This window comes from Nocardioides ganghwensis (assembly GCF_014779655.1).
GTDB classification, from domain to species: Bacteria; Actinomycetota; Actinomycetes; order Propionibacteriales; family Nocardioidaceae; genus Nocardioides; species Nocardioides ganghwensis.
The window spans coordinates 340,751-353,712 of the sequence record NZ_JACXYX010000002.1 but is presented as its reverse complement, the minus strand read 5'-3'; the positions used below and the strand labels follow the sequence as shown (position 1 = coordinate 353,712).

The window sequence follows — 12,962 nt, the reverse complement described above, 5'->3', positions numbered from 1 at the left end:
TCCCACGCCGCCCGCGCGCAGGGGCCGGCCGAGCGCGGGCCGATGGTGGGGAAGGATGTGCGCGGCGTTGGCCGCTCCCGTACCGTGGAGCGGTCATGAGGAGCCCCGAGACGTTCGACGCCTACTACGTCGAGACCCGCACCCGACTCCTGCACGAGGCCTACGCACTCACCGGCGACGCCCCGGCCGCCCGTGCAGCCGTTCGCGACGCCTTCGTCGTCGCGTGGCACCACTGGCGCAAGGTCGGCCAGCTCGACGACCGCGACGCGTACGTCCGCCCGCTCGCCCTCGGCCGCGCCCGGCGCCGGCACACCGCCCGCATCTGGCACCGCGACAAGTCGCTCGCCCCCGAGACCCGCAGCACGCTCGAGGCACTCTCCAAGCTCTCCACCCGCCAGCGCGAGCTCCTCGTGCTCAACGGGCTCTCCGCGTTGTCGCTGTCCGACATCTCGCGCACCGTGGGCCTGCCGCGCGCCGACGCCGAGCGCGAGCTGCAGACCGCGAGCTCCCAGTTCTCCCTGCACCGCGACGCGCCCACCACCGAGATCCCGCGCCTGCTCCACGGCCTCGCGGCACCGCTCGAGGAGATCCGCTGGCCCCGCGCGACGGTCATCCGGCGCGCCGGCGCGGCACGGCGTCGTACGCACACGGTGATCGGCGCCGCCGTCGCCACGGCCGCCCTCGTCGCCTCGGGGTCCCTCGTCGCCACCGGGTCCAACGCCGAGGCGACGAGCCTCAGCGAGGAGAAGGCCACGCCGGGCGTCACGGTGCACCAGCCCGAGACCGAGAGCGCCGGCGAGCCGATCATCGACGAGGCCGCCCTCTTCTCCCCCGGCCAGCTGTCCCGGTTCGGGTCCGGGCTGGACTGGGCCGAGACCTCGACGACCGACAACCTCTCCGGCAACGGCCTGCTCGCGCCGTGCCAGCGGGAGCGGTTCGCCGACCCCGACGGCGTCACCGCCCTCGCCCGTACGTGGGAGGGCTCGACGACCCGGGTCGTGAAGCAGCAGGTCGGCAAGGGCAAGCGCCAGCGCACCCGCGAGCGCGAGGTCAGCCGCGTCGAGTCCACCGCCGTCCAGATGGTCGAGATGTCGCGCAACGAGCAGCAGGCCGAGCAGGGCTTCGAGACCGCGTCGCTGTGGTTCGCCGGCTGCATCGACCCCCGCACCCAGCTGCTCTCCACCCGCACCGTCAAGCGCGTCGGCGACGACGCCCGGGTGTTCCGGCTGCGGTCGTGGGGCAAGGTGCCGGCCTCGATCAGCGTCGGCACCGCCCGCACGGGCAGCCTGCTCGTCACCACCGTCGTCCGCAGCCAGGGAAAGGCGGTCGGCGACAAGGCGGTCCTCACCGGCCTCGCGGCCGCGGTCAACGGTCTGTGCGGCTCCGACGGCGCCGGGACGTGTGCCGGCCGCGCCCGCGCGACCACCACCGCGCCCCTCGACATCGGCACACCTCCCGGACTGCTGTCCGTCGTCGACCTGCCGCCCGTCGCCCAGGTGCGCGGTCCCTGGGTCGGCACCGAGCCCGAGCGGGCGCGCAGCAACTACGCGGCGACCCGGTGCGACCGCACCACGTTCCAGGGCAAGGGCATCAGCAAGGCGCTGACCCGGACCTTCCTGTTCCCCGAGACGCCGGACGCCTCCCAGCTCGGCCTGACCCAGACCGTCGGGTCGATGAAGCAGGCGAAGGCGAGCGGGTTCGTCGACCAGGTCCGCGACCGCATCCGCCAGTGCGGCCGGGAGAACCTCGGCACCAGCGTGACCCAGCTCGCCGAGACCTCGACCCGGACGACCGACCTGAGCGTGTGGGCCCTCACCATCGAGCTCAACGACCGCCAGTCGTTCCCGTTCCTCATGGCGATCGTCCGCCACGGCACCGCCGTGTCGCAGCTCGGGTTCGCCCCCGACCGCACCATGACGATGTCGCGCGCCGACTTCGTGGCGCTCTCGCGCCGGGTCCTCGAGCGGCTCGGACGACTCGACTCCTCAGGCTGACGCAACCTTTTGCCGCCCCGCGGTGTCTCATCCGTCATGAGGCACCGTCACCGGCCCGGACGCGCCATCTCGGCGCGCGCCCTGGCCTGCGCCCTGACAGGGGCACTGGCAGGGGGACTGGTGCTCGCCGGCTGCGGCGACCGGCAGTCGGGCGACCTCGCCTCCGCGGACGCGTCGACGGCCGGCGCGTCCAGCGCGGCCGAGGTGACCATCCCCGACGACTTCCCCCTCTCGGCCGGGATGGGCGGGCCGGAGGACACCGTCCCCACCTCGCGCACCGGCACCGGCCTGCGCGACCTCGACGTGTGCCGTACGACACCCCTGCGCGGCATCGGGACCCGGGACCGCATGGTCGCCGACGCCAGCGGCGGCGAGTCGGCCGACACCCGTGAGCTCGTCGTCCTGAGCGGGGCCGACGAGGCGACCGCGCTGGGCGAGGAGATCGCCGCTCTCGCGACGGGCTGCGACACGGACGGGGAGACAGGTGGCAGCGACCGGATGGCGACCCGCACCGAGGTGCTGGAGTCCCCCTTCGGCCCCACCCCGGCGACGACGCTGCTCCAGACCCACACCGTCGACGGCGTCCCCGGCACCGGCGCGACGGTCGTCCACGTCGTGCCGGTCGGGCCGGCGCTGCTCGTCACCTCGACCTACGGCCAGTGGACGCGCGACCAGGCCAGGCGGGCCGTCGACGACACGGTCGGCCCGCTGCGGGACACGGTCGCCGCCCTGGGGGCGTTCGGGGACGTGCCCGTCTCGTCCGAGGAGCCGACCGACGAGCCGACCGACGAGGCCGCGCCCACCGAGATCCCGGCGGACTTCCCCCTCGCCGTGGGTCTTCCCGCCGACGGCGGTGACGTCCGGGTGTCCCCGCCGTCGCCGGACGGCGACGGCATCGGAGAGGTCGAGATGTGCGGGCAGGTGGTGTGGCCGCAGCGGGAGACGCCCGGCGGCCTGCGGCGCCTGGTCGCGTCGGCCGCGGCCCCCGAGCACCACGAGTGGCGCGAGCTGGTCGTGCACACCGGCCCCGAGCACGCGAGCTCGGCCATGGACGTCCTCCGGGAGGCCGTGGCGGAGTGCCGCACCGACCGCAACCTGGTGTGGACCCTGCTCGAGCGCGACACCGGGCACGACACGGTCACAGTCGGTCTCACCTACTCCGACGGCCTGGGCAGCTCGGTCCTCCAGGTCACCCGCGTCGGTTCGGCGCGGCTGCTCGTCAGCACATACGGTGAGGGCTCGCTCGCGTCGCTGGACGGGCAGGCCGACGAGGTCACGGGGACCTCGCAGAACATCCTTCCGGCGATGTGCGTGTTCACGAGAACGGGGTGCTAGACAACCATGTCAATTCCATCGACGCTCGCCAGCTCGGCCTGCCCGACCCTGCCGTCCCCGCGCCGGCTCAACGCCGTCGCGCCCGTACGCCTGCTCGGCGCCCACGTCGTGTGGCGCGTGCTGTGGGAGGCGAAGGCTCCCGTACGTCCCGGACGGCACGCGAAATCACCGACGGCCCCGCAGGATGACCTGCGAGGCCGTCTGGACTGAGCCGCCGGCTCAGGGGTCGATCAGAGCTTCTCGAGGATCTCCCGCATCAGCGCAGCGGTCTCGGACGGCGTCTTGCCGACCTTGACCCCGGCGGCCTCGAGGGCCTCCTTCTTGGCCTGCGCGGTGCCCGAGGAGCCCGACACGATGGCGCCGGCGTGGCCCATCGTCTTGCCCTCGGGGGCGGTGAAGCCGGCGACGTAGCCGACGACCGGCTTGGTCACGTGCTCCTTGATGTAGGCCGCAGCGCGCTCCTCGGCGTCGCCACCGATCTCGCCGATCATCACGATCGCCTTGGTCTCCGGGTCGTTCTCGAAGGCCTCGAGCGCGTCGATGTGCGTGGTGCCGATGATCGGGTCGCCGCCGATGCCGATGGCGGTGGTGAAGCCGAAGTCCTTCAGCTCGTACATCATCTGGTAGGTCAGCGTGCCCGACTTCGAGACGAGGCCGACCGGGCCCTTGCCCGCGATGGTGTGCGGGGTGATGCCGGCCAGCGACTCCTCCGGCGTGATGATGCCGGGGCAGTTGGGGCCGATCATCCGGGTGTTCTTGCCCTCGAGGTAGGCCACGACCTCGGCGGTGTCGAGGACGGGGACGCCCTCGGTGATCACCACGAGGAGCGGGATCTCGGCGTCGATGGCCTCGATGCAGGCATCCTTGGTGAAGGCCGGCGGCACGAACGCGACGGACACGTTGGCGCCGGTCTCCTTCATGGCCTCCTCGACGGTGCCGAAGACCGGGAGCTCCTTGCCGCCGAGCTCGACGGTGGTGCCGGCCTTGCGCGCGTTGACGCCGCCGACGATGTTGGCGCCCGACTCGACCATGAGGGTGGTGTGCTTGGCGCCCATGCCGCCCGTCATGCCCTGGACGATGATCTTGGAGTCGGAGTTGAGGTAGATGCTCATCTGTTCAGTTCTCTCTCTCAGGCCTGGTGGGCGAGCTCGGCGGCCTTGTCAGCCGCGCCGTCCATCGTGTCGACCTGGGTGACCAGCGGGTGGTTGAACTCGTCGAGGATCCGACGGCCCTCCTCGACGTTGTTGCCGTCGAGGCGTACGACGAGGGGCTTGCTCTCCTCGTCGCCGAGGATCTTCAGCGCACCCACGATGCCGTTGGCGACCTCGTCGCAGGCGGTGATGCCGCCGAAGACGTTGACGAACACGCTCTTGACCTGCGGGTCGTTGATGATCACGTCGAGGCCGTCGGCCATCACCTGGGCGTTGGCGCCGCCGCCGATGTCGAGGAAGTTGGCGGGCTTCACGCCGCCGTGCGCCTCGCCGGCGTACGCGACGACGTCGAGGGTGCTCATCACGAGGCCCGCGCCGTTGCCGATGATGCCGACCTGGCCGTCGAGCTTGACGTAGTTGAGGCCCTTGTCCTTGGCCTTCGCCTCGAGCGGGTCGGCCTCCTCGCGGATCTCGAACTGCTCGTGGTCGGGGTGGCGCACCTCGGAGGCGTTGTCGTCGAGCGACACCTTGCCGTCGAGCGCCTCGAGCTTGTCGCCCTCGAGCCGCGCGAGCGGGTTGACCTCGACGAGGGTGGCGTCCTCCTCGACGTAGACCTTCCACAGCGCCTGGACCATCTCGATGGCCTGGTCGCGCAGCGCGGCGGGGAACTTGGCCTCGTCGACGATGGCGGCGGCCTTCTCGGGCGTCACGCCCTCGAGGGCGTCGACGCGGATCTTCTTGACGGCGTCGGGGTTGGTCTTGGCGACCTCCTCGATCTCCACGCCGCCCTCGACCGATGCGATGCACAGGTGCGAGCGGTTGGAGCGGTCGAGCAGGAAGGAGAAGTAGTACTCCTCCACCGGGGGCGTCGCCGGGGTCACGAGGACCCGGTTGACGGTGAGGCCCTTGATCTCCATGCCGAGGATGTCGCGGGCGTAGGACTCGGCCTCGTCGGCGGTCTTGGCGATCTTCACGCCGCCGGCCTTGCCACGGCCGCCGGCCTTGACCTGGGCCTTGACGACGGTCACGCCGCCCATCTCCTCGGCGGCTGCTCGCGCGGCCTCCGGGGTCTCGGCCACGACGCCGAGGGTGGTCGCTACTCCATGCTTGGCGAAGAGCTCCTTCGCCTGAAATTCCATCAGGTCCACGAGGTGACCAGTCCTTTTCGTTGCGAACAGTGGCGGGGATTCCCTCTCGGCACCCTAGACCTCCCCGGCGGGGTCGCACGAGGTCGGGTGAGCGTGGTGGTGCTCACTCCCCGGCTACGTTGAGTCGCATGTCGTCGGTCATGTGGTTCCGCAGGGACCTGAGGGTCAGGGACAACCCGGCCCTCCTCGCCGCCCTCGAGGAGGGACCGGTCACCGCGCTCTTCGTGGTCGACCCCACCATCTGGGCGAGCGCCGGTGCGGCGCGACGGGCGTGGCTGGCGGCCAACGTGCTGGCCCTCGCCGAGCGCATCCCGCTCACCATCCACCACGGCGACCCACGCGACGTCGTGCCCCGCGTGGCGGACGGGCGCCGCGTGCACGTGGCCGCCGAGACCACCCCGTACGGCCGCCGTCGCGACGACGCCGTGGGCGAGCAGGTCGAGCTGGTGCCGACCGGTTCCCCGTACGCCGTGGGGCCGGGTCTGGTCCGCAACGGCAGCGGCGACCCCTACCAGGTCTTCACCGCCTTCGCGCGGGCCTGGCGCGAGCACGGGTGGCCGGAGCCGGCGCCCACGCCCCGCTCCCCCGACGTGGAGCAGGGCGACTCCCACCAGCGCGCGCTCGACCTGCTGCACAAGGCCGTCGAGGACGCGCCCTTCGAGCTTCCCGGCGCCGGCGAGGACGCCGCGTGGCGCCGCTGGCGGACCTTCCGCGACGACGCCCTGGACGCGTACGCCACCGAGCGCAACCGGCCCGACCACGACGGGACCTCACGGCTCTCGCCCTACCTGCACCTGGGCGTGCTGCACCCGCGCTCGCTCCTGGCCGAGGTCGCCCACACGTCGACGTACGCCGACGAGCTCGGCTGGCGGGAGTTCTACGCCGACGTCCTGTGGCACACCCCCGCCTCGGCGTGGACCGACCTCAAGCCCGCGCTGAAGGGCATGAGGTACGACGAGCCCGAGGACGCGATCGAGGCGTGGCGCACCGGCACGACGGGCTTCCCCATCGTCGACGCCGGGATGCGCCAGCTGCTGCACACCGGGTGGATGCACAACCGGGTCCGGATGATCACGGCCTCCTTCCTCACCAAGGACCTCCACGTGTGGTGGCCGGTCGGCGCCCGCCACTTCCTCGACCTGCTGATCGACGGCGACGTCGCGTCCAACAACCACGGTTGGCAGTGGGTGGCCGGCACCGGGACGGACGCCTCGCCCTACTTCCGGGTCTTCAACCCCGTCACCCAGGGCCTCAAGTTCGACCCGCAGGGCGACTACGTACGGCGCTGGGTGCCCGAGCTCGCGCACCTGCCGGGCAAGGCCGCGCACGAGCCCTGGAAGTCCGACGTGGGCTACGAGCGCGACTATCCCCTGCGCATCGTCGACCACGCCGACGAGCGGCGCGAGGCGCTCGAGCGCTACCAGTCGGCGCGAGGCTGACCCCTCCCTGAGGGTGAGGCGTCCGTTTATCGACCGGTCACGCGGGTACATGAACTCTTTTTGTCGAGGGTTGCACTTTCCCGTGATCTTTCCGTTACAGTCGTGCGCGGTCTCGCCGACCCGAACCCCCCTGACGATCCGGCAGATTGGTAATTCCTCCATGGGCAACCACCGAGCGGAGCGCGCTCCCAAGCGACGCACCTCGGCACCGGCTGCACCCACGAACGGCAAGCGCCGCGCCACGCCGCCGCCCCGCCGCTCCCTGGTGAAGCTGCCTTCCCTGCCCCTCGTGGCCGGAGTCGCCGTCCTCGCGGTGTCCGCCGGCGGCGCCGTCACCGCGTCCGGCACGGGCGTGACCGCGCTGACCTCGACGGGTTCTGCGATGGAGGCCACCGGGTCCATCGGCCAGGCCGCCGGCCAGGCCCTGTCGCGCCGCGGCGTGATCGTCAGCCGCGACGCCACCCGCGACCCCGGCGGCGAGGAGACCGACCCCGAGCTCATCGCCCTGGCCGAGAAGCAGATGGCCGAGCGCGCCGCCAAGCTCGAGGAGATGCGCAAGGCCGCGGAGGCCCAGGCGGCGAAGATCAAGGAGAACAAGTGGGTTCTCCCCCTCGCCAGCTATGGCATCACCGCCACCTTCGGCCAGTACGGCCTGTGGGCCAGCTACCACACCGGCCTCGACTTCAACGCCAACAGCGGCGACCCGATCCTGTCGGTGGCCAACGGCACCGTCACCGAGACCGGCTACGACGGCGCGTACGGCAACAAGACCGTCGTCACCCTCGATGACGGCACCGAGATCTGGTACTGCCACCAGACCTCGATCTACGTCTCGGTCGGCGACCGCGTCAACGGCGGCGAGACCATCGGCACCGTCGGCGCCACGGGCAACGTGACCGGCTCGCACCTGCACCTCGAGGTACGCCCCGGCGGCGGCGGTCCGGTCGACCCGTTCCAGGCGTTCGTCGAGCACGGCATCGTCCCGTGACCAAGACCGCGCAGCGGGCTTGAGCTCACGGAAGATCGAGCGCGTATCGAGATCTCTCGGCCAGTCCGCGGGCACATCGGAGTCAACGGGGAGTCCTGGCTCGCCCTGAGCAGGCCGGCGCTCCCCGATCCCCGGGGGCTCGGTCCGGTCAGAGCTTCTCGACGGGTGCGTAGCGCAGCAGCAGGCGCTTGACGCCCTCGGAACCGAAGTCGATCGAGGCCACCGACTTCTCCGCGACGCCCTCGACCGCCACGACGGTGCCCATGCCGAAGGAGTCGTGGACGACCCGGTCGCCCGGCTCGAGGCTGGGGATGGCGCGGGCCGGCTTGGCCTTGGCGGCCGCGTCGGCGCGCAGGGCGGCGGAGCTGAAGTTGCGGCGCCCGGCGTCGGTGGGCGTGGCGAGGCGGGTCGAGCCGCCGCTGAGGTCCTGGCGGCCCCAGCGGGTCTGCTCGGCAGCCGTACGCCGCCAGTCGACGAGGTCGACCGGGAGCTCGTCGAGGAAGCGGCTCGCGGGGTTGTGGCTGGGCGCGCCCCACGCAGAGCGGACGAGGGCGCGTGAGACGTAGAGCCGCTTCTCGGCGCGGGTGAGGCCGACGTAGGCGAGGCGGCGCTCCTCCTCGAGCTCGGGCTGGTCGCCCAGCGAGCGCTGGTGGGGGAAGACGCCGTCCTCGAGCCCGGTGAGGAAGACGACGGGGAACTCCAGGCCCTTGGCCGTGTGGAGCGTCATCAGGGTCACCACGCCGGAGTCGTCGCCGTCGGGCGCGTCGGGGATCTGGTCGGCGTCGGCGACGAGGGCCACGCGCTCGAGGAAGTCGCCGAGCCCGACGGACACGGTGCCGGCCTCGACCTCGGCCGGGTCGGCGCTGGGGCCCGGCTGCGGGTCCTCGGCGAACTCGCGCGCGACGGCGACGAGCTCGGCGAGGTTCTCCACACGGGTGCCGTCCTGGGGGTCGTCGCTGGCCTCGAGCTCGGCGAGGTAGCCGGAGCGCTCGAGGACCGACTCCAGGATCACGTCGGGGCGCTCGTCGGCCTCGACCATCGACTGGAGCTCCTGGACGACGGCGACGAAGCCCTCGATGTTCTTGAGGCTGCGGGTGGCCAGGCCGGGCGCCTCGGCGGCCCGGGTGAGCGCCTCCCAGAAGGTGATCCGGTCGCGCTCGGCGAGGGCGGCGATGCAGGCCTCGGCCCGCTCGCCGATCCCGCGCTTGGGGGTGTTGAGCACCCGGCGCAACGAGATCTCGTCGGCCGTGTTGACGAGCATCCGCAGGTAGGCGAGCGCGTCGCGCACCTCCTTGCGCTCGTAGAAGCGCACCCCGCCGACGACCTTGTAGGGCTGGCCGGTGCGGATGAACACCTCTTCGAAGACGCGCGACTGCGCGTTGGTGCGGTAGAAGACCGCGACGTCGGCGGGGCGTACGCCGTGCTCGTCGACGAGCCGGTCGATCTCCTCGCTGACGAACCGGGCCTCGTCGTGCTCGTCGTCGGACACGTAGCCGACGATGCGCTCGCCCTCCCCCGCGTCGGTCCACAGCCGCTTGGGCTTGCGGCCGCGGTTGTTGCCGATGACGGAGTTGGCGGCGCTGAGGATCGTCTGGGTCGAGCGGTAGTTCTGCTCGAGCAGGATCGTGGTGGCGTCGGGGAAGTCCTGCTCGAAGTCGAGGATGTTGCGGATGTCGGCGCCACGGAAGGCGTAGATCGACTGGTCGGCGTCACCGACGACCATCAGCTCGCTCGGCTCGACGGACTCCGCGCTCGACTCCTCGAAGGACGAGCCGCACAGCTGCTGGATCAGGCTGTACTGGGCGTGGTTGGTGTCCTGGTACTCGTCCACCAGCACGTGGCGGAACCGGCGGCGGTAGTTCTCGCGGACGTCGGGGAAGGCCTGCAGCAGGTGGACCGTGGTGGAGATCAGGTCGTCGAAGTCCAGCGCGTTGGCCTCACGCAGGCGGCGCTGGTAGGCCGCGAAGGCCTTGGCGTAGGCCTCCTCGAAGGAGTTGCGCGCCTCCTTGGCGGCGTCCTCGGCGTCGCGCAGCTCGTTCTTCTGGTCGGAGACCCAGTGGAGCACCGCGTTGGGCTGGTAGCGCTTGGGGTCCAGCTCGAGGTCGCGCAGCACCATCGTCATGAGCCGCTTGGAGTCGGCGGCGTCGTAGATCGAGAAGTTGGACTTGAACCCGACCCGGTCGATCTCCTTGCGCAGGATGCGCACGCACGACGAGTGGAAGGTCGAGACCCACATGATCCTCGCGCGGTTGCCGACCAGCTGTTGGACCCGCTCCTTCATCTCGGCCGCGGCCTTGTTGGTGAAGGTGATCGCCAGGATGGAGCCCGGGTGGGCCTTGCGCTCGTTGATCAGCCAGGCGATGCGACGGGTCAGCACCCGGGTCTTGCCCGAACCGGCGCCGGCCACGACGAGCAGGGGCGCGCCGGAGTGCACCACGGCCGCCCGCTGGGGCTCGTTGAGCCCCTCGAGGAGGGGGTGGTCGGTGCGCTCGAAGAGGGCTTGATCGGGGGTGGCGTCAGTGGGGCTCATGTCCGCCCCAGCCTATGCGGCGGGGGTGACAGCCGTACGCCCCCGCCCGGCCCTGTGGACCGGTCGCGGATCAGGCGTGCGTGGGCGACCAGAACACCGCGACGGCGATGTTGGCGACCGTCAGCACGAGCAGGCCGAGGTAGAGACCCTGCGGGATGCTCGGCTTGCGCAGGTTGACCATCACCAGCACGAGGATCACGAGGCCGATGGCGAACTTCACGCCGATCTTGGCGTGGTCGGGGCTGCCGAGGCTCTCCAGCACGCCGACGAGCAGCAGCCCGGCGAGGAGGGCCGTGCCGGAGCCGTCGCGCATCAGCGGGTTGACGGCCTTCTGCTCCGAGCGCAGCTGCACGAGCAGGCCGCCGAGCAGCGCGGCGTAGCCGAGGATGTGGACGAAGAGCAGCACCAGCCGCAGGGTCTCCATGGCGGGGATCCTACGGCTGGCGGGTGCTACTTCCTCTTCCGGGGCGCGGGGCGTACGACGAGCACCGGGCACGGCGCGTAGTGCTGGACGCGCTGCGCGGTGCTGCCGACGAGGACCGCGTCGCTCAGGCCGCGGCCGCCGGCGGCGACCACGACGAGCCCGGCGTCGTACTGCTTGGCGGCCTTGATGATCTCGTTGGCCGCGGAGCCGCTGCGGATGCGCTTGCTGACCTTGGGCCCCCAGCCCTCGAAGACACCCGCGATGGTGTCGACGGCGCTCTGGGCGGCGTCGCGGAACGAGCCGTCCAGCCTGTTCTCCGAGACGTCGTCGGCGAAGGCGACGGAGGCGAGCGGACGGACGACCGCGACGACGGAGATCTCGGTGATCTTCGTCGGGTCGGCGAAGGACTTCAGGTGCTTGGCGGCGGCCAGCGACTGCTTCGAACCGTCCGTGGCGACGATGACGTGCATCAGAGGTCTCCCTTCGGGGTCTGTGAGGCGGTGCCGGGCCGGGGAGCCGACCGGCCACCGAAGAGCTGCTCGAGGAGGTACAGCACCACGCCCACCGCCAGCAGCCCGGCGCACCACAGCAGCGAGGCGGGGTCGTCGTAGACGGCGTAGTAGAGGATCGCGAGGTTGCCGACCAGGCCCAGGACCAGCAGCGGCGTGTTGGCACGGAAGGCCCGCTCGTCCTCGTCCTGCCCGCGCAGCTTGAGGCACGTCGCGATCACGAGCGCGTAGATCACCAGCAGGAAGACCACCGTGACCAGCGCCAGCCGGTTGACCAGGTCGATGCCGCCGCCGGCCGCGGTGACGGCGTAGCCGGTCACGAGCAGGGTGCCGACGACCAGGCCGCTGAACAGCAGACCCACCCAGGGGCTGCGACGGGTCGCGTGGACCCTGGCGAAGACTCCCGGGACCACGTCCTCGCGGGCCATGCCGTAGAGGATGCGGGGCTGGGTGACGAGGGTGACGAGGGTGGTGTTGGTGATCGCGACCAGCGCGATGACCGTGAAGATCGTGGTCATCAGGTCGGTGGAGAACGGCAGGATGCCCTGCTTGACCACCTCGAGCAGCGCGACGTCGGACTCCGCCAGGGTGTCGACGGGCACGGTGAGGGCCGCGGCCATCGACACCAGGACGTAGACGACGCCGGCGACGACCATACCCCCGATGAGCGATCGGGGGAAGGACCGGTAGGGGTCGATGGTCTCCTCGGCCACGTTGGCGGTGTTCTCGAAGCCCGTCATCGCGAAGAAGGAGAGCGCGACCCCGGCGAGGACGGCCAGGGCCGGGTTGCCCGAGACACTGATGTCGGTGAGCGTCCCGAAGTCGGCGTTGCCCTCGGCGATGTACCAGATGCCGATGATCATGACGATCACCAGGCCGGTGAGCTCGATGAAGGTCATCAGCATGTTCATCACCACCGACTCGGTGATGCCGATGAAGTTGATGAGCACGAGGACGGCGACGAAGACGAGCGAGACGATCAGGGCCGGCGGACCTCCGCCGTCGAAGAGCTGGGAGAAGTACGACGCGAAGCCGGTCGCCAGCGAGCCGGAGGCGGCGAAGCTCGCGGAGAGGAACGACACGGTGACGAGGAACGTGAGCGCCTTGTTGCCGAACGCCTTCTGCACGTAGAGCGAGGAGCCCGCAGCCTGGGGGTACTTGGTGACCAGCTCGGCGTAGGCCGACCCGGTGATGGCCGCGACCGTGACACCGGCCGCGAAGGCGATCCAGAAGGCGCCGCCGACCGCGGCGGCGACCAGGCCGATGAGCACGTAGATGCCGGAGCCCAGGACGTCGCCGAGGGTGTAGAAGAACAGCTGCGCCCCGGTGATGGACCGCTTGAGGCTGTCCTCGTCGTCGCCGGTGTCCGGAACGGTGGCAGTGGAGTCGGCCACGGCGGCCTCGCTTCCCGAGTGGGGGTGGGGATCCCTCGACCCCACCGCCT

The 12,962-nt window shown here is 71.2% G+C and carries 11 protein-coding genes; 5 read left to right on the top strand and 6 right to left on the bottom strand.

What is annotated here, in order from left to right:
- Nucleotides 1–95 precede the first annotated feature (95 nt).
- The 3 genes from IEZ24_RS03900 to IEZ24_RS03890 are packed head-to-tail and all read left to right on the top strand — an operon-like array spanning nt 96 to nt 3,539.
- The gene (locus IEZ24_RS03900; RefSeq protein ID WP_129455617.1) at nt 96–1,994 is read left to right on the top strand and encodes a SigE family RNA polymerase sigma factor; all 1,899 of its coding nucleotides are present in this window, start codon (nt 96–98) and stop codon (nt 1,992–1,994) included.
- Nucleotides 1,995–2,030: 36 nt separating this feature from the next.
- Complete coding sequence (locus tag IEZ24_RS03895; RefSeq protein WP_129455616.1) at nt 2,031–3,329, top strand: hypothetical protein; 1,299 nt, start codon at nt 2,031–2,033, stop codon at nt 3,327–3,329.
- A 6-nt stretch (nt 3,330–3,335) separates the two neighbouring features.
- Entirely contained in the window at nt 3,336–3,539 is a 204-nt protein-coding gene (locus tag IEZ24_RS03890; RefSeq protein WP_129455615.1) for a hypothetical protein, read from the top strand.
- A gap of 20 nt (nt 3,540–3,559) precedes the next feature.
- On the opposite strand, the gene sucD is transcribed toward IEZ24_RS03890, so the two are convergent.
- A complete protein-coding gene (gene sucD / locus IEZ24_RS03885) occupies nt 3,560–4,441 on the bottom strand; it encodes a succinate--CoA ligase subunit alpha (protein WP_129455614.1) in 882 nt (293 codons plus the stop codon).
- Between the two features lie 17 nt (nt 4,442–4,458).
- Nucleotides 4,459–5,628 (bottom strand): ADP-forming succinate--CoA ligase subunit beta, encoded by a 1,170-nt coding sequence (sucC, locus tag IEZ24_RS03880; protein WP_129455613.1) that lies wholly within the window; start codon nt 5,626–5,628, stop codon nt 4,459–4,461.
- A gap of 128 nt (nt 5,629–5,756) precedes the next feature.
- On the opposite strand from sucC, the gene IEZ24_RS03875 reads away from it, so the two are divergent.
- Both IEZ24_RS03875 and IEZ24_RS03870 read left to right on the top strand, forming a co-directional pair.
- Nucleotides 5,757–7,067 (top strand): cryptochrome/photolyase family protein, encoded by a 1,311-nt coding sequence (locus tag IEZ24_RS03875; RefSeq protein WP_129455612.1) that lies wholly within the window; start codon nt 5,757–5,759, stop codon nt 7,065–7,067.
- 160 nt (nt 7,068–7,227) lie between these two features.
- Nucleotides 7,228–8,055, top strand: coding sequence for a M23 family metallopeptidase (locus IEZ24_RS03870; RefSeq protein ID WP_207206845.1), 828 nt, complete (start codon nt 7,228–7,230; stop codon nt 8,053–8,055).
- 148 nt (nt 8,056–8,203) lie between these two features.
- On the opposite strand, the gene pcrA is transcribed toward IEZ24_RS03870, so the two are convergent.
- The 4 genes from pcrA to IEZ24_RS03850 all read right to left on the bottom strand — a co-directional run bounded on the left by pcrA (nt 8,204) and on the right by IEZ24_RS03850 (nt 12,912).
- Complete coding sequence (gene pcrA, locus IEZ24_RS03865) at nt 8,204–10,585, bottom strand: DNA helicase PcrA (protein WP_129455610.1); 2,382 nt, start codon at nt 10,583–10,585, stop codon at nt 8,204–8,206.
- 70 nt (nt 10,586–10,655) lie between these two features.
- Nucleotides 10,656–11,009, bottom strand: a complete 354-nt coding sequence (locus IEZ24_RS03860) for a hypothetical protein (protein ID WP_129455609.1) — start codon at nt 11,007–11,009, stop codon at nt 10,656–10,658.
- Between the two features lie 26 nt (nt 11,010–11,035).
- Complete coding sequence (locus IEZ24_RS03855; RefSeq protein WP_129455608.1) at nt 11,036–11,479, bottom strand: universal stress protein; 444 nt, start codon at nt 11,477–11,479, stop codon at nt 11,036–11,038.
- Complete coding sequence (locus IEZ24_RS03850) at nt 11,479–12,912, bottom strand: APC family permease (protein ID WP_129455607.1); 1,434 nt, start codon at nt 12,910–12,912, stop codon at nt 11,479–11,481. The genes IEZ24_RS03855 and IEZ24_RS03850 overlap by 1 nt, the downstream gene beginning before the upstream one ends.
- Nucleotides 12,913–12,962: the final 50 nt, after the last annotated feature.

Coding starts and splice junctions, on each gene's coding strand:
- IEZ24_RS03900 (WP_129455617.1), top strand. CDS start 96: ATGAGGAGCCCCGAGACGTTCGACGCCTACTACGTCGAGACCCGCACC.
- IEZ24_RS03895 (WP_129455616.1), top strand. CDS start 2,031: ATGAGGCACCGTCACCGGCCCGGACGCGCCATCTCGGCGCGCGCCCTG.
- IEZ24_RS03890 (WP_129455615.1), top strand. CDS start 3,336: ATGTCAATTCCATCGACGCTCGCCAGCTCGGCCTGCCCGACCCTGCCG.
- sucD (WP_129455614.1), bottom strand. CDS start 4,441: ATGAGCATCTACCTCAACTCCGACTCCAAGATCATCGTCCAGGGCATG.
- IEZ24_RS03875 (WP_129455612.1), top strand. CDS start 5,757: ATGTCGTCGGTCATGTGGTTCCGCAGGGACCTGAGGGTCAGGGACAAC.
- IEZ24_RS03870 (WP_207206845.1), top strand. CDS start 7,228: ATGGGCAACCACCGAGCGGAGCGCGCTCCCAAGCGACGCACCTCGGCA.
- pcrA (WP_129455610.1), bottom strand. CDS start 10,585: ATGAGCCCCACTGACGCCACCCCCGATCAAGCCCTCTTCGAGCGCACC.
- IEZ24_RS03860 (WP_129455609.1), bottom strand. CDS start 11,009: ATGGAGACCCTGCGGCTGGTGCTGCTCTTCGTCCACATCCTCGGCTAC.
- IEZ24_RS03855 (WP_129455608.1), bottom strand. CDS start 11,479: ATGCACGTCATCGTCGCCACGGACGGTTCGAAGCAGTCGCTGGCCGCC.